Genomic DNA, 21,476 nt, shown 5'->3' on the forward strand with positions numbered 1-21,476 from the left:
CTATCCCTCAAATTTATATCCAGATCGGACCACAGTGGCAATACAGATTGCTTTGTCGCCTAATTTTTGGCGTAAATTGCGGATATGACTGTTAATTGTGCGTTCATCACCAACAAATTCATAGCCCCAAATTTTAGTAATTAATTGTTCTCTTGTAATAATAATTCCTGGATTTCTCATTAAATATGTTAATATTTCAAACTCTGTGTGCGTCAAACCTATGTTTTCTCCATTAACCGTTACTGTACGAGAAGGAAAATGCACATGGATACCATTCTTAGTTAACGTGTCTTCGTTTCTCATAACTGGCGAAGAAGATCGACTGTCAATTAATCGTTTGGCTCTTGCTAATAAAATAGCTGGACTATATGGTTTTGTCACATAATCATCTACTCCCAATTCGAAGCCGAGTAATGTATCATCTTCATCAGCTCTAGCAGTTAACATGATGATAGGCACATTTGACTCTTTACGAATTCTACGACAAACAGACCAACCATCTAATTCAGGTAACATGATATCTAGAATAACTAGGTGGACTTCGTTCTCTTTAAATTGAATTAGCGCTTCTTTTCCATCACCTGCTTCTAACACTGCATATCCTTCATTTACCAAATAATCTTTCATAATTTCACGTAAAATAGCTTCATCTTCTACAATTAAGACGGTTCGTTGCATGAATATCTCCTCCTTACTATATCCATTAAATATCGTCACCTATCATTCTGGACTATTTAATAACGTTAGCTAATTATATATTTTGCACATAAAGATAAAGTGCAGAAAAAAGAAAAGGGAAAAATGGAAAGATAGTAAATAAAACAATTCCTTCTACACACATCAATTATTATTATTTACCTATGTGGATTAAATTATGGAAGGTGGTCATTGAATGTGAAGTGAATCCAAAAAGTTAAGATTACACCCAAACCTCTTATTATGTCAATTAACCAAAGGCGTATCTATTAGCGGAGAAACAAACTAGAAAACATAAAAAGTCATTATAGAGAAATGTACAATTTATTATAAAAAACAAGTATCACTACCTGCTGCTAAACGAGAAATCAAACTTCTTCATTAATAATAAAACTCTATTTGAAGTAAATAGAGATATGTTCTTCTAGATTTATGACCAAAATTTGTAATCTGTCAAGGTGTGAAGAAATGATTCTAGACTTAAAAGGAAACCCCAAAATGGAACCGATTGTAGGCATGTTTTATTCTACTGTTGAAGGTAATTGTAGGAGATTACTATCTATGATTGCAGATATGTCACAAGAAGAATTAGATTATAAAGGGCCAAATCAAACATACAATAGCACCGCACAATTAATACGGCATTTGACATATGTAGATTTAAACTGGGTTTTCAGAATTAAGAATGAATCCATACCAGCGCTCCTTGAAAAGAAATATGGCCCTTTGTTAGATGAAAACAATGAAATCCCATCCATTGTCGGTATTTCATTAAAACAACTTCTTTCTGATTATGATGAAGTCTTTCACATGTTTAAATCTGTTTGCATGCAACTAACTGACAAGCACTTAAATACCATCATTCCTTATGAAAACGATGCAAGCGCAACTATTCGCTGGGGTATATGGCACATCGCAGATCACAATAGGTATCACCAAGCTCATATTAACCAACTACGTAAATGGTATAAAGAAAAACGGAAAATAACAAATGGAAAATCGATACCTACTCTAACTTAATAAATTACTAAAAAACCTTGATTACTCTACAGAGTAATCAAGGTTTTTTACGTTATATTTCTCTTTTATACTTTAAAGGAATTAGTTCACCAATTTTAGTTTTCTGTAATTTCTCGTCTATCTCTAAAATCACAAAACATTCCGGTGAATAGTCAAAAATTAACTCTCTGCACATTCCACACGGGCTAACCACTTTTAGCTCTCTATCTTCTTCATTTGAATATGGATGACTAACAGCAACAATTGTATCGAAGTACTTATCACCAGTTGAAATTGCACTTCCGATTGCAATAGCTTCTGCACATACTGCAACCCGTCCAACATAAGCTTCTATATGAACCGCTGAAGCAATACTCCCTGACTGCGTTTGAAGCGCTGCTCCTATATGATGTTTGTCGTCTTCATATAAACAAGAAATTTTTCGTTTTGCTTCATCAATTAACGCAAAATCATTAGCTGTTAAAGGATATGTTTTCATTTCAATCCCCTTTCTTTTTTCTCGTTCCCACCCACAAATCATCGTATGATTTCTACCTTTTCTTCAGTTGAGTTTTCATATATTTTATTGTACCAATCTGCTATATACGTAGCAGATTGGTACAATAAAATACACTTAGATAGAAAGAGCACTAATGATTTCTCATGAATCATTAGTGCTCTTTCATTACAACACTTTATTTTCAATTTCATTTTGAAGTGACTGAAGAAAATCTTCTACCACTTGAACCTCTGTTTTCTGTTCACCACGTTTGCGAATATTTACGCTGTTGTTGTTCATTTCCTCGTCACCAACAATTAAGATATACGGAATCTTTTGTAGTCCTGCCTCACGGATTTTGTATCCTAACTTTTCATTACGTATATCTACTTCGACACGTACATGTTGTTGACGGAATTTCTCTTCTAGTTGTTGTGCGTAGTCACTATGCACTTCGTGGGAGACTGGGATAATCATTACTTGTACTGGAGCTAACCAAGTTGGGAACGCACCGGCGAAGTGTTCGATTAAGATACCGAAGAAACGATCAATTGACCCCAATATTGCACGGTGTATAACAACTGGACGTTGCTTTTCATTATTCGCATCAACGTAATATAAGTCAAATTTCTCAGGCATTTGGAAATCCAATTGAATTGTTGCACATTGGTGACTTCTGTTTAACGCATCTTTTATATAGAAATCAATCTTCGGCCCGTAAAACGCTCCGTCTCCTTCATTTAATTCATATGGCATATCGAGTTGTTCAAGTACATTTGTTAATGCAACTTCCGCACGATTCCATAAGTTTAAGTCACCCATCGCTTTTTCCGGTCTAGTGGAAAGTGCGACGCTATATTCAAAGCCAAGAATGCCATATACTTCATCAATTAATTGAACAATTGATTTCATTTCACTTTCGATTTGTTCTGGTGTTACGAAGATATGTGCATCATCTTGACAAAATGAACGGACACGTAATAACCCATTTAATGCGCCGCTAAATTCATGACGATGTACTTGCCCAAACTCTGAGATTCGAATTGGTAAATCTCGATATGAATGCAATTTATTTTTATAAATCAACATATGTCCTGGACAATTCATTGGTTTTAATGCAAATTCAGCATGATCTACTTTTGAAAAATACATATTGTCTTTATAGTGATCCCAGTGACCTGAATTCTCCCATAGTCGTTGATTCATCATAAATGGTGTTCGTACTTCTTGATAATGTTGTTGTTGAATACTTCGTAAGAAGAATTCTAATTGGTTACGAATAAGTTGACCTTTCGGTAAATAAAACGGCATACCAGGTGCTTCTTCTGAGAACATGAATAGTTCTAACTCACTGCCAAGTTTACGATGATTACGTTTTGCGGCTTCTTCCATGAAGAGGAAGTGATCATCTAATTGCTTTTGTGATGCGAAAGCGACACCGTACACACGCTGAAGTACTTTATTATTACTATCGCCACGCCAATATGCACCAGATACTTTTGTTAGAGAGAAAGTTTTAAGAAATCCAGTCGACGGTACATGAGGACCACGACATAAATCTAAAAACTCACCTTGTTTATATAATGAGATAATTTCTCCGTCTGGAAGACTTTCCAATAACTCGAGTTTCAACGAATCATGTTGGAATATTTCTTCCGCTTCTTGGCGACTAACTTCTAGTCGTTCAATTTGAAAGTTCTCCGCAACAATCTTCTTCATTTCTTTTTGGATACGTGGTAAGTCATCGTTTGAAACTGCATCTGATAAATCCATATCATAATAAAAGCCATTTTCAATAACAGGTCCTACACCTAACTGAATGTCTCCGTATATTCTTCGTACAGCTTGTGCTAATACGTGAGCAGCTGTATGTCTCATGATTTCAATACCCTCTTCTGAATCATTCAAGATTAGTTCAATTTCAGCATCTTCTTCGATCTTTCGACGTAAATCATATAACATACCATTTACTTTTCCTGCGACTGCTTTCTTCTTTAGACTAATGCTAATTGATGAGGCAATAGTTTCTAATGTCACACCTTTATCAAATCCTTTCATGTTTCCATCTGGAAAACGAATCATTATGTTTTTACTCATCTCATACACTCTCCATTTCTTTGTTTGATAAAAATAAAAAACGCACTCATCCCTATAAAAGGGACGAGTGCGTTATACCCGTGGTTCCACCCAAATTTCTATTATACTACTTGTATCAGTATAGTAGCTTTGATTGCTGTAACGTAGCATGTACGGTATTGGATACTTTATTTCCCCAATACAGCTCGAAGGTGGTAAATTAGTTCCCTGCGCTTGGAAGTTCTCAGCTACCCTTCCTCTCTGTAAAGCCGTAAAAATAATTCGTGTCCTTCTCATTGCTTTTTCTTTATAAAAATAAAAAACGCACTCATCCCTATAAAAGGGACGAGTGCGTTATACCCGTGGTTCCACCCAAATTTCTATTATACTACTTGTATCAGTATAGTAGCTTTGATTGCTGTAACGTAGCATGTACGGTATTGGATACTTTGTTTCCCCAATACAGCTCGAAGGTGGTAAATTAGTTCCCTGCGCTTGGAAGTTCTCAGCTACTCTCCCTCTCTGTAAAGCCGTAAAAATAATTCGTGTCCTTCTCATCGCTTATCGAATCTTCTTTGATTAAGGTGATTATATATTCTCTATTTTTAGAAATCAAGCATTTTGATTTTTTATGTGCTCATTCGCAAATTATTTTTCTATATCATATGGAATACAAGTAGAGATTGACAATAAATATCCATTTGGTTATTTGTAGTATTGCTTACCGTACATGTAAACAAACTAACACAAATACGGTACGTGATATTATGTTAGTTTTCACATCTTACGGTATCAGAACCTCCAAACTCTCCATACTAACTTATAAAGGAGGCAAAATCATGGCTATTCTAATTAAAAATCGCCTTTTGTTTATGGTTTATGGGATGTTTTTAGGTTCAATTGTTGGATTTGCTGCATGGCTATTTTTACTCGTTGTAAATATAGGCATTCACTTCATATGGCATAATATACCGAACGTATTAGGATATCAACCTTATTACACTATTCTTGTAACAACTGTTGGTGGCGTTCTAGTGGGATTAGCACAAAAACATTTTGGACCATATCCTCGTTTGATGCCAGAAGTAATGGCTGAATATAAGAAAACTGGCAGAGTTCATTATAAGTTTATCCACCAAGTTATTTTGGCTGCTCTTATCGCATTATTGTTTGGAGCTAGCTTAGGGCCAGAAGCCGCACTTGTTGGGATTATTGGTGGGCTTTGTACATGGGTTGGAGATCGCTTTTCCTTCACGATAAAAGAAATGAATGCATTAACAGAAGTCGGTATTGGCGCTACACTTAGCATCATTTTTAATGCGCCGTTGTTTGGGTACTTAGCTCCAAGTGAAAATGAAAAAGAATTACGTACGAAAATATCAAAAGCTGACAAAACCATTGTTTATTTGGCAACTACGTTAGCTGGATTTTCAGTCTTCCTGCTTTTAGGTCAATTAGATAATAGAGGGTCCTTCATCGTTAATTTCGGGGCATCTATTTTAACATTCCGTGAATGGCTTGCTTTTTTACCACTTGCTTGCATAGGTGCAAGTGCAGGGTACGTCTACCTTCAAGTAGAACACGGATTAGAGAAGATATTCCACCCATTTCAACGACATAAGGTAGCACTAGGAATACTCGGGGGTATCTTATTAGGTGTAGCAGGAACATTCTTACCATATACACTCTTTTCAGGAGAACATGAATTAAAAGAATTAGTCCATGACTGGAGTTCCTTATCCTTTTCCCTACTATTTCTTTCTGGAGTATTTAAATTGTTCATTACAGCTGTTTGCTTAAGTACAGGTTGGCGTGGCGGGCATATTTTCCCTCTTATCTTTTCAGGGGCATGCATTGGATACGCGCTATCTATCGTTGTACATATTGACCCTATCGCTTCCGTTGCCTTTGTAACGACAGCTCTTTTAGCCTACGCAATGCAAAAGCCAATTGCTGTGACACTATTGTTACTTATGTTCTTCCCAATTAATTTGTTATTACCAATGCTCGGGGCAGCTGTTATTGGTAATGCATTTCCTGTTTCAAGTATGGATGAAAAATTATGAAAGACGAATAAAAAGCATGACACGATGTTCACGTGCCATGCTTTTTATATGATAGGCGCCAATAACATTACCATCTATTTCATTAAAAATAAAAATGGCCTGTTTCTTATTGTTTCATCATACTTTTCGTATGGGCGTACTTCTCTTACAGGTTCTATATCATACACAACGATACTCATCTAAATTTCTTCATTGTTTAGAACATAGAAAGAGGAAGTTGCTGTTTATTAAGCGGCTAATGAAAATGATGGGGTTAATGCTTTAACATCTATATCTGGTAATAATAACGGCATAGACGGAATCAGTTGTATTAACAGTGTTGGATCTTCTGTCTGAAGAGAATGGTATATTAATTGCAAAAGTTCGTCTTCCTCATTGCTATATTCATCAACTATTTCTTCCTCTGTATCAAAAAAAGAAATTCGCTTTCTCGCACGTCTTAAAGCTGCTTTTACCGCTGTTTCCGTCGTTTGCATAATCTGTGCTATTTCGTTTGATTGATATAAGAACGCTTCTTTGAGTACAAAGATAACTGCTTGTTTTGGAGTTAAAAGGTGTAAAATCATATCAATCTCTTCATATTCCTTGTAATCTTCTCTATATTCACCGAAAAGCTCCATCTCTTTGTCGGTTGTTACTTCAAATGTTCGTTTTCTTATCACATCAATCCATTGATGATATGCAATCTTCTTTAATAAAGATGGTTGTACTTTCGCATGTAAGTGATATGCTTTAAATGCTTTTAATAACGTTTCTTGATATAAGTCATCTGCGTCCCATTTATTTTTTGTTAAGAAGTTACAATACTTCTGCAACGCAGTTAATGTATCTGTATGATGATTTATTTCATTATCTACATATTTCACTATTTCACTAGTCATTAGATTCACTCCTTTACTACCTCTCTATTTTTTATAACGAATCATCACGCCAAAAAGATACGGGGTCACATATATTCCATCTTATCATATACGAGTAAACAAAACGAAAAAAGCTGTTATGTCGTATACATAACAGCTTTTTTTCTTTACGTTGCGCTTACAATATGATCAATAATCCCGTATTCTTTCGCTTCCTCGGCACTCATAAAATAATCACGCTCTGTATCTCTTCTGACTTTCTCAATATCTTGGCCAGTTCGCTCTGCAATGATGTTATTAGTATGTTCTTTTAATCGTAAAATACGACGAGCGGATATTTCAATTTCCGTCGCTTGCCCCCTTGCACCGCCTAATGGTTGATGAATCATAATTTCGCTATTTGGTAATGCAAAACGCTTTCCTTTCGTTCCTGCAAGTAACAACATTGCACCAAAAGACGCTGCCATACCAGTACATATTGTACGAATATCCGGCTTAATATATTGCATCGTATCAAAAATCGCAAATCCCGCTGAAGTCGAACCACCTGGACTATTAATATAAATGGAAATATCTTTGTCTGGGTCATCTGCTGCTAGGAAAAGTAACTGTGCGACAACGCTATTTGCAATTTGGTCATTGATTTCATCACCAATTAAAATAATTCGGTCTTTCAATAATCGTGAATAAATATCATACGAGCGCTCCCCATGTTTTGTTTGCTCCACTACATATGGTATAAGGTTCATTTTATTTCCTCCTTTTGTTATAAGTAACTCTTTCCTCTTATAACGAAGAAACGTATAAAAAAGATACGGGTAACATAAAAAAAGACACACTTTAGTTATACCGATTGTGTGTCCCTTCTATATCGCATGCCCTCTGTATGATACGAAAATGATGCTGCTCATGAATCGCTACTAATTGGATAACTTGAATCAAATTCGGATACTTCGCCATTGGATCAAAAAATCGAATATGTCCTGCAACCTCTTCTTCTATATTCGCCACTAGCGTTTTAAGTTCATTTGTTTTGCCTTCTAATACCTTCTCTAATTCCATTATATCCATTGAGTAACGAACCTTTTTAGGTGGCGCTATGACAAACGGTGCACTCATACCTCTTCCTTTTTTTTCTTGAAATGCTACAAAAATATCATGTATCTCTGTTTCGAACGGCGCATTTCTACGTAACTTTGCGTATGGAAGAAGTACAAATGAACATTTCGTTACAACCTTAATCATGCGTACCATCAAATATAAATGATAAAGATGTTCACCAATTGACCATTTTCCATCATTCATCCGATACCATAGTTGCTCTTTAGAAAGTAATTTTACGTTAGGTATAAATAACTCTCTTTGCTTCTCCAGCGTGTCAAAATGTCGGGATATACTAGTAGATTTCATTACATGAATCCCTCCACTAGTTAGATAACCTATCTAATGAATAATATGTCTGTGTAACAGAATCATTCACAGATATCTGACTAACTTCAAAGTTGTTCTTATAATTAACTAATGCCCATATTTCTTTTGTCTTATCATCTTTCACATGCCCCGTTACTGTTACGTTCTCTGGACCAAATTGACCTTCTGGCATCGGCTGATGTACACGTTCAATGACCACATCAACGTTGTGTTTCTCTTTTGAATAAGTAATGACAGCTCGCTCTACTTTTTGCGCAGTCTCTTCACTAATTCCTTTGTTTTTATACCAATAAAGAGAACCTACAATAATGACCGTCACTGCTACAATTATTGTGGTGATCTTTGTTATATTCATACTTCCATCCTTTACAATTTAATAATATGCTGGGTATGACTTAATTTCTTTTCCTTGTTCAATATCATGTCCATAAAAAACAAGTGGGTTTTCTTTATCAATTATATCCTTCAACCGCTTTATTGATGCTAATGCCATATCTGTATTGTAGTAAGCAGCTGGTAGCTCCTTATCAAGAGTATCCTTCGTATAAGCTACGTCAATAGTAAGCAGTATTTTCCCTGATTTTTCTGTTGTAAGCAGTACAGATTGATGTCCTGCCGAATGACCGGGTGTAAATAAGAGTTCAACTCCCGTTTCTACTGTATAATCACCTTCAATGAAGTGATAATTCAAATCTGTCGGTACGCATTCTCTCAAGTAATTATAATCTTCTAATGCAGCTTCATATTCTACTTTTTGTACATAAATAGGAATATCTTTAAATAATTCATTACCACCAGCATGATCAAAATGAAGATGTGTACTGATGACACATGTAATATCCTCAACTGTATACCCTATTTGTTGCAGAGCGTTACTTATTAAATCTTTGTCAACCATATTAGGCAATATTAACCCCTCTACATGCGTGCCTTTGAAAACATCTCGATTTCCCAGTGCGATTTTTGGCATACCTGTATCAATTAACATAATATTTTTATCGGTTACTATGATATATGCCCAAATTGGAATATCGATAAATTTCCCAGGCGGCAGTGAACTATTAATAAGTGATTGTTCGTTTGAAATTGTACCTACTTGTAAACAATATAATTTCTTAACTGTCATGTTTCTCACCCTTTCTAATCGATTTATTACATATTCATCCTAACAAAGGTCATATAAAGTGAATATCAATAACTTTCGACATACATGTATCAACTATTAACACTTACTAATTCCCATTTAAACCATCTACCATGTCCGTCTGTTTCCGCTACAAGTTCAGATGACTCCACACCGCTCACAATAGAATCTAATCGCAATTTTGTATCGCATATATTATTATGAAGATGAAAAATGTCTCTCTCTTTTCCAATCTTTTGTATGTTCTCTAATAATAAGTTCTTCACTTCTAACGGCATTTGATTTGCAACGTGTGTATGATAAATACATAACGTGCTATCAATCGAAATCGTTTTCACAATTTTAGAAAGTAATCCTACACCGTCTCCTTCTATCAATGTTACTTCTTCTTTTCGTAATTTCTGCACTGCTTGATCAAAGAGTATTACTCGTTCTGTATGTTCTGGCCAAATCAATGCTCGTAGCCATAAAGAATCGTGTGCTTTCTTCACATCGTTAATGTGTAAATCTAAACCGATGCGCGCTGTAACTGGCGGTGACTCTTGAAGGAACTGAGGCTTATTCTCCCCTATGATTTCAGCATGAATATGTACATCTGACTCTTTATGTCCAAATACTTCTTCTTTACCGTACGAATATGCATACTTATCCCAAATAAGCTGCAATCCTGCACTTGTACCAATTTCAATAAATGCTAATGGCTTCTTCGTCTTTTCATATATGTAACAAAAAGCTGGATACAAATATGCACAGCGCCTTACTTCATTTGTTTGCACGATTTTTTGTTGAAGAAGTAGAATAATTTCTTCTTTATGTGTTATACAGAAATCTTTAAAATGCGGGAATGATTCTTCGATGTTCTTCGGGTTATCTGTCATACTTTGATAGTAATATTTAAGTAGATGATCTTTTCCACCCAACAATAAATAATGAACCGCTCCTAAAAACAAATTAGGAACAGGTTGTCCTTCTCTAGCATAAGAAGCCAATTGTACTAATTCCTCATCTTTTGCTATCTGTCGTGATAAGTAATCATATAGTTCACTAGAACCTACACACTCCCTATCAGCAAAATGCTCAAACCACTTTGAAATTCTCTCTGTCTCCATTTCATACGCCTCCTTAGAAATCATCACTAAAAATCCTTACTATGTATGACTATATTAGAAAATCATATGTCAATCGATGTGAAAGAACCTGTTCTCATCTTTCATTTTTCTTGTCGAATATAATAATTAATTTATTCGACAAGAACGAACAAATATCCTTCTTTTTCCATGTTAAACTAATAGGGCTAGTTCATTTATTAAATGAAGCGAGGGATTATGATGGGTGAACAAATAAACGATATTAATGGTATTACAATATGTACGGAAAGTTTCGGAAACAAAGCAAATCCTGCTATTTTATTAATTATGGGTGCTACGTGCTCAATGGTATATTGGGATGATGAATTCTGTAAGCGACTCGCCAATACAGGGTACTTTGTTATTCGTTATGACCACCGAGATGTTGGGCGTTCTATTACATATACACCTGGTAGTTCAAACTACACTGTTATAGACTTAGCGAACGATGCTCTTGGCGTACTAGACATATACAATATTGAACAAGCACATATTATAGGTATGTCATTAGGAGGAATGATTGCTCAAATCATGGCAGTCAATAAACCTGAAAGAATTCAAACTCTAACATTAATTGCTTCTTGTTTATACGGTGCGGAGGAGAATGATAGAGATTTACCTCCAATGGATGAAAGAATTTTCATTTTTCATAAGAAAGGTGCTACATTAGATTGGTCGGATAAAGAAGCTGTCATTGATTATTTAGTTGAAGGTTCTAGCTTAATGTGTGGCCCAAAACATCCATTTGACAAAGAGAGAGTAGAAAAACAAGTACGAACAGAAGTACAACGAGCGAATAATATACTTAGCATATTTAATCATACTTCCCTTACAGGTGATGATTATTATGAAGGAAAAATAAAAGAAATAAGTGCTCCTACATTAATTATACATGGTACAGGAGACACCATGCTCCCATACGCACACGGAATTGCACTTGCAGAAGAAATTCCACACGCCTCTCTATTACCTCTCGAAGGAACAGGTCATGAAATTCATTTCAATGACTGGGATACGATTATTGAAGCGATTGTTAACCATACTTCCACTGCATCATAAAAAAGAGATGTGTTGCTTTCTACTATAGCAACACATCTCTTTTTCTCATTTATTTTCATATAAAGAAGTATCAATCTGTTCTATCAATGGCGACATCTTATCCGTATAGAAAAGTGTCAACTCGTGTAAGGAACGAGTACACGCTACATATAACAACCGTGCATCTTGTACTGTTTTCGTATAATGAAGGCTATCTACATCTATTACTAATACGGAATCAAACTCTAATCCTTTTGCCAAATACACAGGTACGATGGAAATACCACCCGTATAGGTGAAATTCTTGGATTCAATAAGACTTGCTTCTATTCCAATCTCTTGCATACTTTCATAGATTGTGGCACATTCTGCCGCTGTTCGGCCAATAATAGCTATTGTTTTCGTATCTTTTTGTTGTAGTCTCCTTATTTCCTTTAGGAGGGATTCTATTTGGTTATCTGCCTTCATCACCTTAACCGCTTCTCCACTCCTGAATACTGGTGTTGCAAGACTGACTGGTATATTAGCTGTCTTAATTACCTCATTCGCAAAATAAATAATCTCCATTGTAGAACGATAACTACGTGTTAACTCGAAGTAATGAACATCTTGTGGAAATAACGAGCGGAAATAATTCCAATCATCGATTCCATAATAATTGTAAATAGCCTGAGATAAGTCACCTAAAATAGTGAACGAATTTCCAATCGTTACATCTTTCAATACCGCAAGTTGGAACGGTGAGAAATCTTGTGCCTCGTCAATGACAACGTGATGAAACTTTTGACTTGGCTGAATGCCTTCTAATTTAAAGTAAATATATGCAAGAGGCGCTAAATCTTCTAGCATTACTTCTTTCTTACGACAATTTTTTCCCGTTTCATTGATTACTTCTACTGGGAGAACTTTCTCTAATGACTCTTTTTGCATCAACGAACTATAATATGTCATGGCATTTACTTTTGGCCAGCTTTTTAAATATGAAGTAAGGCGCGACGTCGCTTGTTTTTTTAACTGCTTCCGACGGTTAGCATCGCCCACTTCTTTCAATTCAATTTCAATCCAACGCTTTATACGAGCTACTACACGTTCCCTTCGCTTTACGAGTGGATAATGCTCATATTCTTTCATCCACTCTTTTATCACACTTGCTTGTAAGATACTAAATTCCCATGCTTCAAAGTCTTTCATTGGAAGAATTTCTTGTTCAAACTGTGTAAGACTTTCATCTATATACCTTTGAAAAGTCAGCGACCCTTTTAATTGACCAGCCTGCATTTCATCCTTTTGTTGGTGAATTGAAAATTGTTGGAGCAACTGTTTCTCAGATGAACGCAACGATACGCTATGATCAAGCAATTGTATTACCCAATCCTGAAACGTTGTTTGTGCAATATCACCAACTCCTAATTCGGGAAGAACATTCGATATATAATCAAGGAAAACACTATTCGGTGCAAAAATAATCATTCGTTCTGCCTTCACTTGTTCACGGTATTCATAAATTAAGTATGCCAATCGATGCAAGGCTACTGTTGTTTTTCCACTTCCCGCCACTCCTTGTATAATAAGAGGTGCATTTTTTTCCGCACGAATAATATCGTTTTGTTCTGCTTGAATTGTTGAAACGATATCTTTTAATTTATTATCTTTATTTTCACCAAGACGATACAAGAGAAAGTCATCTGATAAGGACAAATCTTCGCTACCTTTTATATATGTATCAACTACTCGCTCAATCTCTCGCTTTCGAATCGCAATGTTTCGCTTTAAATGAACATACCCTTCTACCATTCCTTCTGGTGAATCATAAAATGCCATTTCGTCTCCACCTGTAAATGAATAAAACATACTTGCTACTGGTGCCCGCCAGTCAATAACAAGTGGTTGCTGTGTTTCTTCATCTGATACTCCAACTTTTCCAATATAGATTGGAGTGGAATCTTTTTGATGCTCTTCTTGGAAATCCAACCGAGCAAAGTAACTTTCATTCGCCGCAATACGCAATCGTTGACGGCTATTCTTCCGCACACTTTCAAGCACTTGCTCTGTCAAATCTTCTCCGTAATACACTGGCACTTGTTCTAAGCTATGCAATTGCTCGTCGATCATCTGCAGTGTTTCAATTAACTTTTCTTGTTCTACATCGTATATATTCATTATCTTTCTGCACCTCCATTGACACAATTTTTTACAGTCGGAGTATCATTGTATCCAATATGAAGATTCTAAGTCAAGATTTTTATTTTGATTTTTCAGAAAAAAATACTTTTTAGTGAATGTATCACGATAATAAGGAAAGTTTAATATGAAGTAGTTTGCTAAAAGCATGAAGAAATTCCATTGCATAGCATCCACTATATTTCAAACAGTGAAACAATACAAGCAGGAACATTAGGTATTATATTCGGATGGAAATATCATATTCATGACTACACAAATAATGAAGAACAACGTCTTCACCTTCTACAATTAAAAAATTATCCTTTTACTATTTCCTGTTGATACTATCACCTTTATCTTTTTATTCTATCATGCACTTTCTTCTCCGTACGAAATGCCTATTATAAAGCATATTTTCGATGACTTCCGATTTCCATTCTAATTGATAATTCATACAAAATTCTTCTAAAGAGCTGGTAGACCATGTTACATTTCGCACTGGATCCCGTCGATTTGTTGAACCTACTTCACCGATAATCTCCATTCTAAATAGGACATTAAATGTGTAATCATCAAAGTAATAAGAGTTAATCCATACTGCTGTTATAATCTCAGCATCATAAATTTCTTGAGTGGAGGGCATATGTTTGCTATTCAAATCAAAGATTAAGCAAATAGGAGCTACCCCCTCATTTAACTCAACAATTTGACCGAAAAAGTATGTACCACTCGGTAATTTAATAGAAAATATATCACCAATTCCCCATTTCTGTTTTTTAGGTCTTTTCCATGAATCGATAAATTGCTCATACTCTTGTATATTTAATAAATTGAAATCCTCCTTCATTAACTTATTCAATAATACAGCCACTTTTAATATTGCTTTTCCATTCCTCGAATAGATTCCAACAAAATCACTTTCTGCATCAAAGTGTAATTTACCTCTTATTCCCTCATCTTTTACTTTTACCGTTAACATTTTCTGAGCTTCATTATTTGTCTCCACACCAAAAAAATCTGCTAAATCAGTAAAAATGCTATATTCCTTTGAACTATGATCAGGTACTGAAATAGAAATTTCGCCTACTTGTAATTGATAATCTAGTGCGTTAAATATAACTCCTTTATCCACTCTTCATCTCCCCTAAATCATTGACCTTTTAATTAACTATTTTTTCGGATGATTAAAGACATTAATATCTATTTATATTTAAATCCTCACTCCACATGTACTTCCGCCGTCCAACTACTTTTTTTAGACTTTATTACAATATGGTTTTCATTCTCCCATTTCAACGTACCAAGGAATCTAGCATATACAATTTCATTCCCAACTTCTTCTACAAACAACTGATTTACTACTCTTCTTCCTTTTTCATTATATACTTCACACCATAACTGAAACCCTTCTGAACGATGTATCCCTTTTAAAATAGCTGTTCTCTTACGACTAGGACTTTTTTTCGGTGTTTTATCTACTAAAAAGATTGCTTCATAATTTTCTTGTATAACATAATCAAGTGCTTCCTCTATATATACGGATATTTCTGATGGTTCTAAATCACAATGTTTTTCCAAAACCGGAATAACATATTGACGAATTAACGTAGAAAAATGTTGGAACTTCTCTTCTGTTAACTTGATATTTATAAAATCCATATAATCATCTGGAATGAATATGCTAATCTCCCCAAGAGCTTCGCTTATCTTAATTGATACTTCTTTGTTAGGATTAACAGGCATATAGTTAAACTATCCTAAATCTATTCCTAGCTTTCTTATCTTTTCTGAGAGAAGCAACTCAAATATTCGTAATCCATGCAAGTGATTATAGTGTTTTTTAGGGCGATTTTTTGCCCAGTCCTTAAAATGAATTTCTATCATCCCATCTTCTCCCTATTGTTAAAGTAGTTCATAGTTACCTTTAAAGTCTATGGATTGTTGATGTTTCAATGCAATAACTAACGTTTGTTCAATTTCTTGAAGAGTAGGAAACTGTTTATTTTCACATTGGTAGAAAGAGACCATTTCTTTAAATATGTTCATTTGTTTCTCAATAATCTTTTCACTAATATTAAAATTTTCATTCGACATTTATATTCACCTTCTATTATATATTTCTAAGACCAATCGAGATTAATTTACTCACTTTAAAACTACAGCTTCTAGACTTGTCCATCAAATAAGATATAACGTAGAAAGTTAACCTTTTTTAGTCCTCATAATAGGATCTTGATCATGGTATGCTATACAAACAGGGATATGTGTATCATATTTTTTTGCCAAACCTAAAAATAAAGTCATTGTTCTGACTATTAAAAATAACGTTATACCTATTTCCTCTTTTTCATCACCAAATCCGCCCTTCATCTGATACATTTCAGAAAACTCATAAAAGTCAGGCCCCTGTATATAAATTTCCCACTCACATGCCCAGTCATCATCCTCTTCGGAAAGCTCATTGTACTCCTGACATAGATAATAATTGCCATCCCAATTATTATCTATGTCATACTCGAAATAAATTGCCTTTACATCATCTGTTATATGTTCCAGTGCTGCTTTTAAATTTTCCTCTAATGAGTTCTTATAATCTTCCATACTAATCCTATATATCTTATTTATTTCTTTTAAATCAGCCAACTCTCTACAAATATCAAAATACTTCTGCTCAATATCCGCTGGTTTTAAAACAAATAGATCATTTTGTAACTCCTCTAAATAACTGAAGATACCTCTTGTCATACTACTACCTTCCCCTCTTTTCTTCTGTTTCTTTCAATATGTTTACTATTCACATAACTAAAGGGCATCACACCTGTATGTTTCAGGTCCAGTATTTCGCTTGTTCTATCTATATATATTTCTCCTGTAGCCATATTTTTTTTAGATAACCATTTATTTTCACTTCAAAAGAACAGTATAGTCTCATAGATTACTCACAAAACATTCGTAGCTAAAGGTCATTTTATTTTTTCAGCTTCTAATTCTATTAGTTGTAAAAATTTCTTTCTAGCCTTCTCATTTTTAACTAATAATCTTACCCTAATAGAACTATTTAAATAAGTACGTATTTTCAAACGTGTGAAAAATAACTTTCTATATTTTTCATCGTTATACATTTCCTGAAACCATTCATATCTCTTTAAATACTCGATATTTTTATCAATCTTACGCGTATTTAAGCTTGAATCAATAGAAACAATACCGAATATGAATGAAATTACTACAAAAATAGCACTTACTATAGTTCCTAATAGAGAATACTTCTCCTCATTAGACCGTTTTGCCAAAAAAATTTACTCTCCTTTATCAGCTAATTGTAGTTAACTAGCTGAAACTTATTTAATACTAATCTACTATAATTGGATGCAATCTGCTCTACTCAATAAGTATAATAACAAAATTACCTAATCAACAAAACTAACATCGTAACTTGTTAACGGTATTTAAAATTTTATGTATATTTCTGTATATTCAAGACAAGCGACCTGATATAATTAAGATAAATACATATTTTCGTAGAAGGAGCTGATTTGATTGCGTATTTCAGAATTAAAAGCAGAAGCCTCACGGATTAAAAGCCCTCGTAATACTACATTTTTAGGTTATTCGCTACTAGTAATTGCATTAACATCCCTTATTCCTTTTATTGTCGAAGAAGTTTTTTTCTCCAATGATAGTTGGGTATCCGAAGTGGATCTTTTCACATTCATTTATATTTTCATATTTGGAAGCCCCATTTTTTTAGGAGAGAACAAGCTTTATCTTCAGCTCGTTAAAGGAGAAAGCTACTCAGCGAATATAATCTTCACACACTTTACAAGCATACATTCTTATTTAAAAGCGATTGGTCTTTATTTTTTAAGTGCAGTATATACGATGCTATGGAGCCTTCTACTTATTGTGCCAGGCATTATAAAAGGGCTCACTTACAGGTGGATAAGCGCATATAGAAAATATATAAATCTCTTATTTTTAAGACATGGTTAAATTAAGAATCCCTTTTATTTAAAACCTCAGGAATAAAAAGTAACCCCCTAAAAGATTCTATACCTTTGTATATTATTATATATAATATTAAATATATAATTTATATATAGTATATATAATACTATTAATGTTAATAAGAACTAATAGATCTTATTACATTCTTGAATAACCTTTAGTAACAAAAGCCGAATTTTTAAAACCTGTAAATATCACTACACTCCCCCACCATTTCAAACCCATTCCCACCTCTACTTGTTTAGTTTCACTATCTTCATATACCTTTCTTTCATTCTCACACACTTTATTAAAATACTAACCCTATTACACTGCACTCTAACTCACTTACAAAACCTGTAATTTATTTCAGTCATTTTTAGGATTTTTCTTGACTTTTCTTTGCCAATTTTCAACATTGGTTGAGTGGTATAGGACAACGGCTAGGGCAGAAAACTACTACCTTATGTCACAAAAACGAAAAAGTAATGTGACATAAAGTAGACGTTCATTACCGTTCCCACATTGTCTATCGGGTTAAGGAATCCGTATAGTAACACCTTGTTTCAACACTGTAATTTCTTACACAACAGACTTTTTACAAGTAATGCTTGTCCTACTTGTTGAGAGATCAGGGAAGAATTACGCTACTGGTCTATTCTTAATTACTCGTAACCTGGTATTCTCTTTTATCCATTGCTACCCGTGCCGTAACACGCCAAGCAACCGCCGTACCGTTTATGGCCGTACTCGCCTAGACTCCTAAAAACGCAAACAAGGAAACGTTACACATTAGGACGCTTGACTTTCTGACGTCGGCTCAGCTAACCTGTTCAAGTTTAACGAGTGTTAGGTCATTCCTCGTTCGGAAATTTCTACAGCTTGTCCTAAAAAAGACAATAAGAAAATAAGCCCCTTGAATCACAGTTTTAAAAACGAAGAATCTCAAGAAGCTCGATGCAGAATATCCAGTATTTTTTCATTTCACTTACAAAATTACAAATTACACTTAAGTAATTTATTAGTTTCATATTACACTTGTGTAATTAGTAAGTCAATAGATTATTGACGAAATAATTTCACAAGTGTAATATGTAATTAACGATTATGTACGGAGGTACTATAACTATGAAAGTAACGCCACGTTTATCGGCAATCTTAGAAGAACGGGAATTACGACAAAAGGATTTAGCGGCAATGGCAGGAACTACAGAAGCTACTATTAGTCGTTTTAACCGTCAGTCTAGGTATGAAATTGAAACATTGATTCGTGTAAGTCGCGCTCTTGACTTGAAGATTGAAGACTTGTTTACCATCGAGGAAACTGAATAACATGAAAAACCCCTTCGCTACATATGCGAAGGGGTTTTTCATTAATAAATTTCCTCTACAACATGGGATTGCAGATAAACGTCATATTTAACTCCTAGATTTTCAAGGTTTTTTTGACGTATCTTAGAGATCGTAAAGAATTGTATGATTGGAGTAACCCCACGTTGCTTATAAAGATTACATAGTATCTTATACGTCTGTATCTTATTTTCGTTTTCTTTTATACTCTGTAACCGGTCTATTTCCACAAAGCAGGGAATTCTATTATCCATATAACGAGCATCTGGTATGATTACCTTCTTCTCGCCGTCAGCTCCGAATTCAATCGGCCTCTCGATTTCCCAGCTCTCAGGGCAATAACATAATAACCATGCCTCATTTCTCATTAGTGTATGAGATAATCGGTTATTCTTTTTATAAAGTTTTGCATGCCCAATCAATTCCGCTCCTGTTTTATTAAGATAATAAACATACTCCTTTTTATGTTGCGTAACGTTCATATATTTCTGCATATCTTTAAGAAAGTAGTTCGCATTTCGGATACTACCTAAATCGTGGATGGCCATAAGTTGTCGTCTTGTTGCGAATTCTAATTTACTTAAACTCAATAAAACTTGTATCTGACGGTCTAGCTTGCTCTGTTGCTGGTACTTCGTAGACTGGCTTCGGCTCATCTTTTGTCACCTCCCAATCTTTTAAAACGTGCCACATATGTTTATCAGAAATATAAGGGACTTGCATTTCATGTTTACAATCTGTTTTGTAAATCGCGCGCCCAGGTAATAATGAAGGTAATTTTTCTAATCCGTCCTCGTCAATCACAACTTGACTAGCAACTCCCGTAGCGAGTCTAAATCCAATCTTCGCGTCAGAGTTCTGTTTAATCTGCCTCGGTAAAGTATCTGCTGTAGGATACTGGGTACAAAAAACTAACCTATACCCTAATCCCCCACCTAGCCTTGCAATCTCGCTTAACATATGCTGACACGCGCCGAGTAAATCACGTTTAGGCTTTGGCATACTTTTATCAGGACAAAGTTCAGCTGCTTCATCTACAAGTATAAAAACCCTTTCTTTTTCATCACTTTCCACAATGTTAGTGATATAGTTATGTTTCATGTATTCCATTTTCTTTCTAATTTCTGTGAGTAAAGCTTCTAATACCTCAAAAGTTTCAACTGTATTTTCAGCAACTTTCATTACTTGCTTTAAATTTTTATATCTACTGAATTCTAGCCCACCCTTTAAATCAAAAATGTAAAATCTCACGTTATCTGGATTAGCTAGTATTAAATTTGTAACAATGTTTTTTAAAAAGACTGTCTTTCCATACCTTGTCGTTCCCCCAACTGATGCATGTGGAATCTTATCAAAATCGTGGTAAGCCATTCCCTCCAGCATTTGGCCAACAGGAACCTCCCAGCTATCTTCTCTCACCATTGATCTACACCAAGTTACTTTATCCTTCAACCCATGGGTGAAAACTCTAATACGTAACTCATAATTCTCATATTTAATTAGAACAGGTTTATTCAGACCTTCTCCGACAACCCCTCCTATTTTTTCTAAGAGTTTGCTTGGGATCCCCAAAGGTAGTCTAAATATATACGTCGTACTTAAATCATCGTCTTCTGTAGCCTTATAAGACGGATATTGAATCTCGTTATTATGCTTTACACCAATCCCTGCAATTTCAAAAAACAATTGAATTTTCTCCCTATCCGTCTGTTTAAAGTAAGGTGAGAACGAAGCTGCCAGCAAAAGCACTGTAGGTATTAAAAGTAATGAAATCATAATCCTAAATACCTCCTTAGGTAGTTGCGTTTTGTTGGAAATTTAAAAACACATACAAACACTGTTATATCAATGACTTTCTATTTCCATATTTATTTCTCTTATAGAAGTCCTTTTAGAAGGTCGTAGAGAACATAAATAACTGAGCTGTGTACAAGTACTGTTAGAAACGACTTGAGAAATGATTTTGGAAGTTTGAACTTAGGACCTTCGAACATCTTAATGATGGCTACAGTAGACGCTGTGGCCCCGTACATGAACATT

Annotated in this window: 23 protein-coding genes and 2 other annotated features; of the genes, 5 read left to right on the forward strand and 18 right to left on the reverse strand. The window is 34.7% G+C overall.

Features of this window, described 5'->3' with window-relative positions:
• Positions 1-678 (reverse strand): response regulator transcription factor, encoded by a 678-nt coding sequence (locus tag IEV41_RS05020; protein WP_188387328.1) that lies wholly within the window; start codon positions 676-678, stop codon positions 1-3.
• A 516-nt stretch (positions 679-1,194) separates the two neighbouring features.
• Between IEV41_RS05020 and IEV41_RS05025 the strand changes: the two genes are divergently transcribed.
• Positions 1,195-1,716, forward strand: a complete 522-nt coding sequence (locus tag IEV41_RS05025; RefSeq protein WP_229722146.1) for a DinB family protein — start codon at positions 1,195-1,197, stop codon at positions 1,714-1,716.
• 52 nt (positions 1,717-1,768) lie between these two features.
• Here IEV41_RS05025 and IEV41_RS05030 read toward each other — a convergent pair whose 3' ends face one another.
• Both IEV41_RS05030 and thrS read right to left on the reverse strand, forming a co-directional pair.
• Entirely contained in the window at positions 1,769-2,194 is a 426-nt protein-coding gene (locus IEV41_RS05030) for a cytidine deaminase (RefSeq protein ID WP_188387330.1), read from the reverse strand.
• A gap of 186 nt (positions 2,195-2,380) precedes the next feature.
• On the reverse strand, positions 2,381-4,291 hold the full coding sequence (gene thrS / locus IEV41_RS05035; RefSeq protein WP_188387331.1) for a threonine--tRNA ligase: 1,911 nt from the start codon (positions 4,289-4,291) through the stop codon (positions 2,381-2,383).
• A gap of 56 nt (positions 4,292-4,347) precedes the next feature.
• Positions 4,348-4,576: a binding site (T-box leader), on the reverse strand.
• Between the two features lie 32 nt (positions 4,577-4,608).
• Positions 4,609-4,837, reverse strand: a binding site (T-box leader).
• Between the two features lie 272 nt (positions 4,838-5,109).
• Between thrS and IEV41_RS05040 the strand changes: the two genes are divergently transcribed.
• Positions 5,110-6,336 (forward strand): chloride channel protein, encoded by a 1,227-nt coding sequence (locus tag IEV41_RS05040; protein WP_229722147.1) that lies wholly within the window; start codon positions 5,110-5,112, stop codon positions 6,334-6,336.
• Between the two features lie 227 nt (positions 6,337-6,563).
• On the opposite strand, the gene IEV41_RS05045 is transcribed toward IEV41_RS05040, so the two are convergent.
• The 6 genes from IEV41_RS05045 to IEV41_RS05070 form a co-directional block, all read right to left on the reverse strand.
• The gene (locus IEV41_RS05045; protein ID WP_188387332.1) at positions 6,564-7,217 is read right to left on the reverse strand and encodes a sigma factor-like helix-turn-helix DNA-binding protein; all 654 of its coding nucleotides are present in this window, start codon (positions 7,215-7,217) and stop codon (positions 6,564-6,566) included.
• Positions 7,218-7,363: 146 nt separating this feature from the next.
• Entirely contained in the window at positions 7,364-7,945 is a 582-nt protein-coding gene (gene clpP / locus IEV41_RS05050) for an ATP-dependent Clp endopeptidase proteolytic subunit ClpP (RefSeq protein WP_188387333.1), read from the reverse strand.
• A gap of 91 nt (positions 7,946-8,036) precedes the next feature.
• Entirely contained in the window at positions 8,037-8,606 is a 570-nt protein-coding gene (locus IEV41_RS05055) for a DinB family protein (RefSeq protein ID WP_188387334.1), read from the reverse strand.
• A gap of 16 nt (positions 8,607-8,622) precedes the next feature.
• Positions 8,623-8,982 (reverse strand): hypothetical protein, encoded by a 360-nt coding sequence (locus IEV41_RS05060; protein WP_188387335.1) that lies wholly within the window; start codon positions 8,980-8,982, stop codon positions 8,623-8,625.
• 18 nt (positions 8,983-9,000) lie between these two features.
• Complete coding sequence (gene aiiA / locus IEV41_RS05065) at positions 9,001-9,753, reverse strand: quorum-quenching N-acyl homoserine lactonase AiiA (RefSeq protein ID WP_188387336.1); 753 nt, start codon at positions 9,751-9,753, stop codon at positions 9,001-9,003.
• 89 nt (positions 9,754-9,842) lie between these two features.
• Positions 9,843-10,880, reverse strand: a complete 1,038-nt coding sequence (locus IEV41_RS05070; RefSeq protein WP_188387337.1) for a DUF2332 domain-containing protein — start codon at positions 10,878-10,880, stop codon at positions 9,843-9,845.
• Between the two features lie 219 nt (positions 10,881-11,099).
• Between IEV41_RS05070 and mle the strand changes: the two genes are divergently transcribed.
• Complete coding sequence (gene mle, locus IEV41_RS05075; protein WP_188387338.1) at positions 11,100-11,957, forward strand: alpha/beta fold macrolide esterase; 858 nt, start codon at positions 11,100-11,102, stop codon at positions 11,955-11,957.
• 45 nt (positions 11,958-12,002) lie between these two features.
• Here the strand turns inward: mle and IEV41_RS05080 are convergent, their stop codons facing one another.
• From IEV41_RS05080 to IEV41_RS05105, 7 genes are all read right to left on the reverse strand, one after another.
• Positions 12,003-14,099, reverse strand: coding sequence for a HelD family protein (locus tag IEV41_RS05080; protein WP_188388682.1), 2,097 nt, complete (start codon positions 14,097-14,099; stop codon positions 12,003-12,005).
• Between the two features lie 361 nt (positions 14,100-14,460).
• On the reverse strand, positions 14,461-15,231 hold the full coding sequence (locus IEV41_RS05085) for an Imm26 family immunity protein (protein ID WP_229722148.1): 771 nt from the start codon (positions 15,229-15,231) through the stop codon (positions 14,461-14,463).
• 86 nt (positions 15,232-15,317) lie between these two features.
• On the reverse strand, positions 15,318-15,842 hold the full coding sequence (locus tag IEV41_RS05090) for a hypothetical protein (RefSeq protein ID WP_229722149.1): 525 nt from the start codon (positions 15,840-15,842) through the stop codon (positions 15,318-15,320).
• A 9-nt stretch (positions 15,843-15,851) separates the two neighbouring features.
• Positions 15,852-15,983: a hypothetical protein gene (locus tag IEV41_RS20150; protein ID WP_268235130.1), complete on the reverse strand. Its 132-nt coding sequence runs from the start codon at positions 15,981-15,983 to the stop codon at positions 15,852-15,854.
• An 18-nt stretch (positions 15,984-16,001) separates the two neighbouring features.
• Complete coding sequence (locus IEV41_RS05095) at positions 16,002-16,193, reverse strand: hypothetical protein (RefSeq protein WP_188387339.1); 192 nt, start codon at positions 16,191-16,193, stop codon at positions 16,002-16,004.
• 108 nt (positions 16,194-16,301) lie between these two features.
• The gene (locus IEV41_RS05100) at positions 16,302-16,844 is read right to left on the reverse strand and encodes a hypothetical protein (protein ID WP_188387340.1); all 543 of its coding nucleotides are present in this window, start codon (positions 16,842-16,844) and stop codon (positions 16,302-16,304) included.
• Between the two features lie 218 nt (positions 16,845-17,062).
• Positions 17,063-17,392, reverse strand: coding sequence for a hypothetical protein (locus IEV41_RS05105; RefSeq protein WP_229722150.1), 330 nt, complete (start codon positions 17,390-17,392; stop codon positions 17,063-17,065).
• Positions 17,393-17,639: 247 nt separating this feature from the next.
• Between IEV41_RS05105 and IEV41_RS05110 the strand changes: the two genes are divergently transcribed.
• On the forward strand, positions 17,640-18,092 hold the full coding sequence (locus tag IEV41_RS05110) for a DUF975 family protein (protein WP_188387341.1): 453 nt from the start codon (positions 17,640-17,642) through the stop codon (positions 18,090-18,092).
• A 1,122-nt stretch (positions 18,093-19,214) separates the two neighbouring features.
• Positions 19,215-19,418: a helix-turn-helix domain-containing protein gene (locus tag IEV41_RS05115; RefSeq protein ID WP_188387342.1), complete on the forward strand. Its 204-nt coding sequence runs from the start codon at positions 19,215-19,217 to the stop codon at positions 19,416-19,418.
• 41 nt (positions 19,419-19,459) lie between these two features.
• Here the strand turns inward: IEV41_RS05115 and IEV41_RS05120 are convergent, their stop codons facing one another.
• Positions 19,460-20,092, reverse strand: a complete 633-nt coding sequence (locus tag IEV41_RS05120; RefSeq protein WP_188387343.1) for a replication-relaxation family protein — start codon at positions 20,090-20,092, stop codon at positions 19,460-19,462.
• Positions 20,013-21,212, reverse strand: coding sequence for an FtsK/SpoIIIE domain-containing protein (locus IEV41_RS05125; protein WP_188387344.1), 1,200 nt, complete (start codon positions 21,210-21,212; stop codon positions 20,013-20,015). The genes IEV41_RS05120 and IEV41_RS05125 overlap by 80 nt, the downstream gene beginning before the upstream one ends.
• Positions 21,213-21,476 lie beyond the last annotated feature (264 nt).

Source organism: Priestia taiwanensis (genome assembly GCF_014638355.1).
GTDB classification, from domain to species: Bacteria; Bacillota; Bacilli; order Bacillales; family Bacillaceae_G; genus Priestia_D; species Priestia_D taiwanensis.

What these genes read in the sequence shown, in the direction of transcription:
- IEV41_RS05020 (WP_188387328.1), bottom strand. Translation starts at nt 678, where the DNA reads ATGCAACGAACCGTCTTAATTGTAGAAGATGAAGCTATTTTACGTGAA.
- IEV41_RS05025 (WP_229722146.1), top strand. Translation starts at nt 1,195, where the DNA reads ATGGAACCGATTGTAGGCATGTTTTATTCTACTGTTGAAGGTAATTGT.
- IEV41_RS05030 (WP_188387330.1), bottom strand. Translation starts at nt 2,194, where the DNA reads ATGAAAACATATCCTTTAACAGCTAATGATTTTGCGTTAATTGATGAA.
- thrS (WP_188387331.1), bottom strand. Translation starts at nt 4,291, where the DNA reads ATGAGTAAAAACATAATGATTCGTTTTCCAGATGGAAACATGAAAGGA.
- IEV41_RS05040 (WP_229722147.1), top strand. Translation starts at nt 5,110, where the DNA reads ATGGCTATTCTAATTAAAAATCGCCTTTTGTTTATGGTTTATGGGATG.
- IEV41_RS05045 (WP_188387332.1), bottom strand. Translation starts at nt 7,217, where the DNA reads ATGACTAGTGAAATAGTGAAATATGTAGATAATGAAATAAATCATCAT.
- clpP (WP_188387333.1), bottom strand. Translation starts at nt 7,945, where the DNA reads ATGAACCTTATACCATATGTAGTGGAGCAAACAAAACATGGGGAGCGC.
- IEV41_RS05055 (WP_188387334.1), bottom strand. Translation starts at nt 8,606, where the DNA reads ATGAAATCTACTAGTATATCCCGACATTTTGACACGCTGGAGAAGCAA.
- IEV41_RS05060 (WP_188387335.1), bottom strand. Translation starts at nt 8,982, where the DNA reads ATGAATATAACAAAGATCACCACAATAATTGTAGCAGTGACGGTCATT.
- aiiA (WP_188387336.1), bottom strand. Translation starts at nt 9,753, where the DNA reads ATGACAGTTAAGAAATTATATTGTTTACAAGTAGGTACAATTTCAAAC.
- IEV41_RS05070 (WP_188387337.1), bottom strand. Translation starts at nt 10,880, where the DNA reads ATGGAGACAGAGAGAATTTCAAAGTGGTTTGAGCATTTTGCTGATAGG.
- mle (WP_188387338.1), top strand. Translation starts at nt 11,100, where the DNA reads ATGGGTGAACAAATAAACGATATTAATGGTATTACAATATGTACGGAA.
- IEV41_RS05090 (WP_229722149.1), bottom strand. Translation starts at nt 15,842, where the DNA reads ATGCCTGTTAATCCTAACAAAGAAGTATCAATTAAGATAAGCGAAGCT.
- IEV41_RS20150 (WP_268235130.1), bottom strand. Translation starts at nt 15,983, where the DNA reads ATGATAGAAATTCATTTTAAGGACTGGGCAAAAAATCGCCCTAAAAAA.
- IEV41_RS05095 (WP_188387339.1), bottom strand. Translation starts at nt 16,193, where the DNA reads ATGTCGAATGAAAATTTTAATATTAGTGAAAAGATTATTGAGAAACAA.
- IEV41_RS05100 (WP_188387340.1), bottom strand. Translation starts at nt 16,844, where the DNA reads ATGACAAGAGGTATCTTCAGTTATTTAGAGGAGTTACAAAATGATCTA.
- IEV41_RS05115 (WP_188387342.1), top strand. Translation starts at nt 19,215, where the DNA reads ATGAAAGTAACGCCACGTTTATCGGCAATCTTAGAAGAACGGGAATTA.
- IEV41_RS05120 (WP_188387343.1), bottom strand. Translation starts at nt 20,092, where the DNA reads ATGAGCCGAAGCCAGTCTACGAAGTACCAGCAACAGAGCAAGCTAGAC.
- IEV41_RS05125 (WP_188387344.1), bottom strand. Translation starts at nt 21,212, where the DNA reads ATGATTTCATTACTTTTAATACCTACAGTGCTTTTGCTGGCAGCTTCG.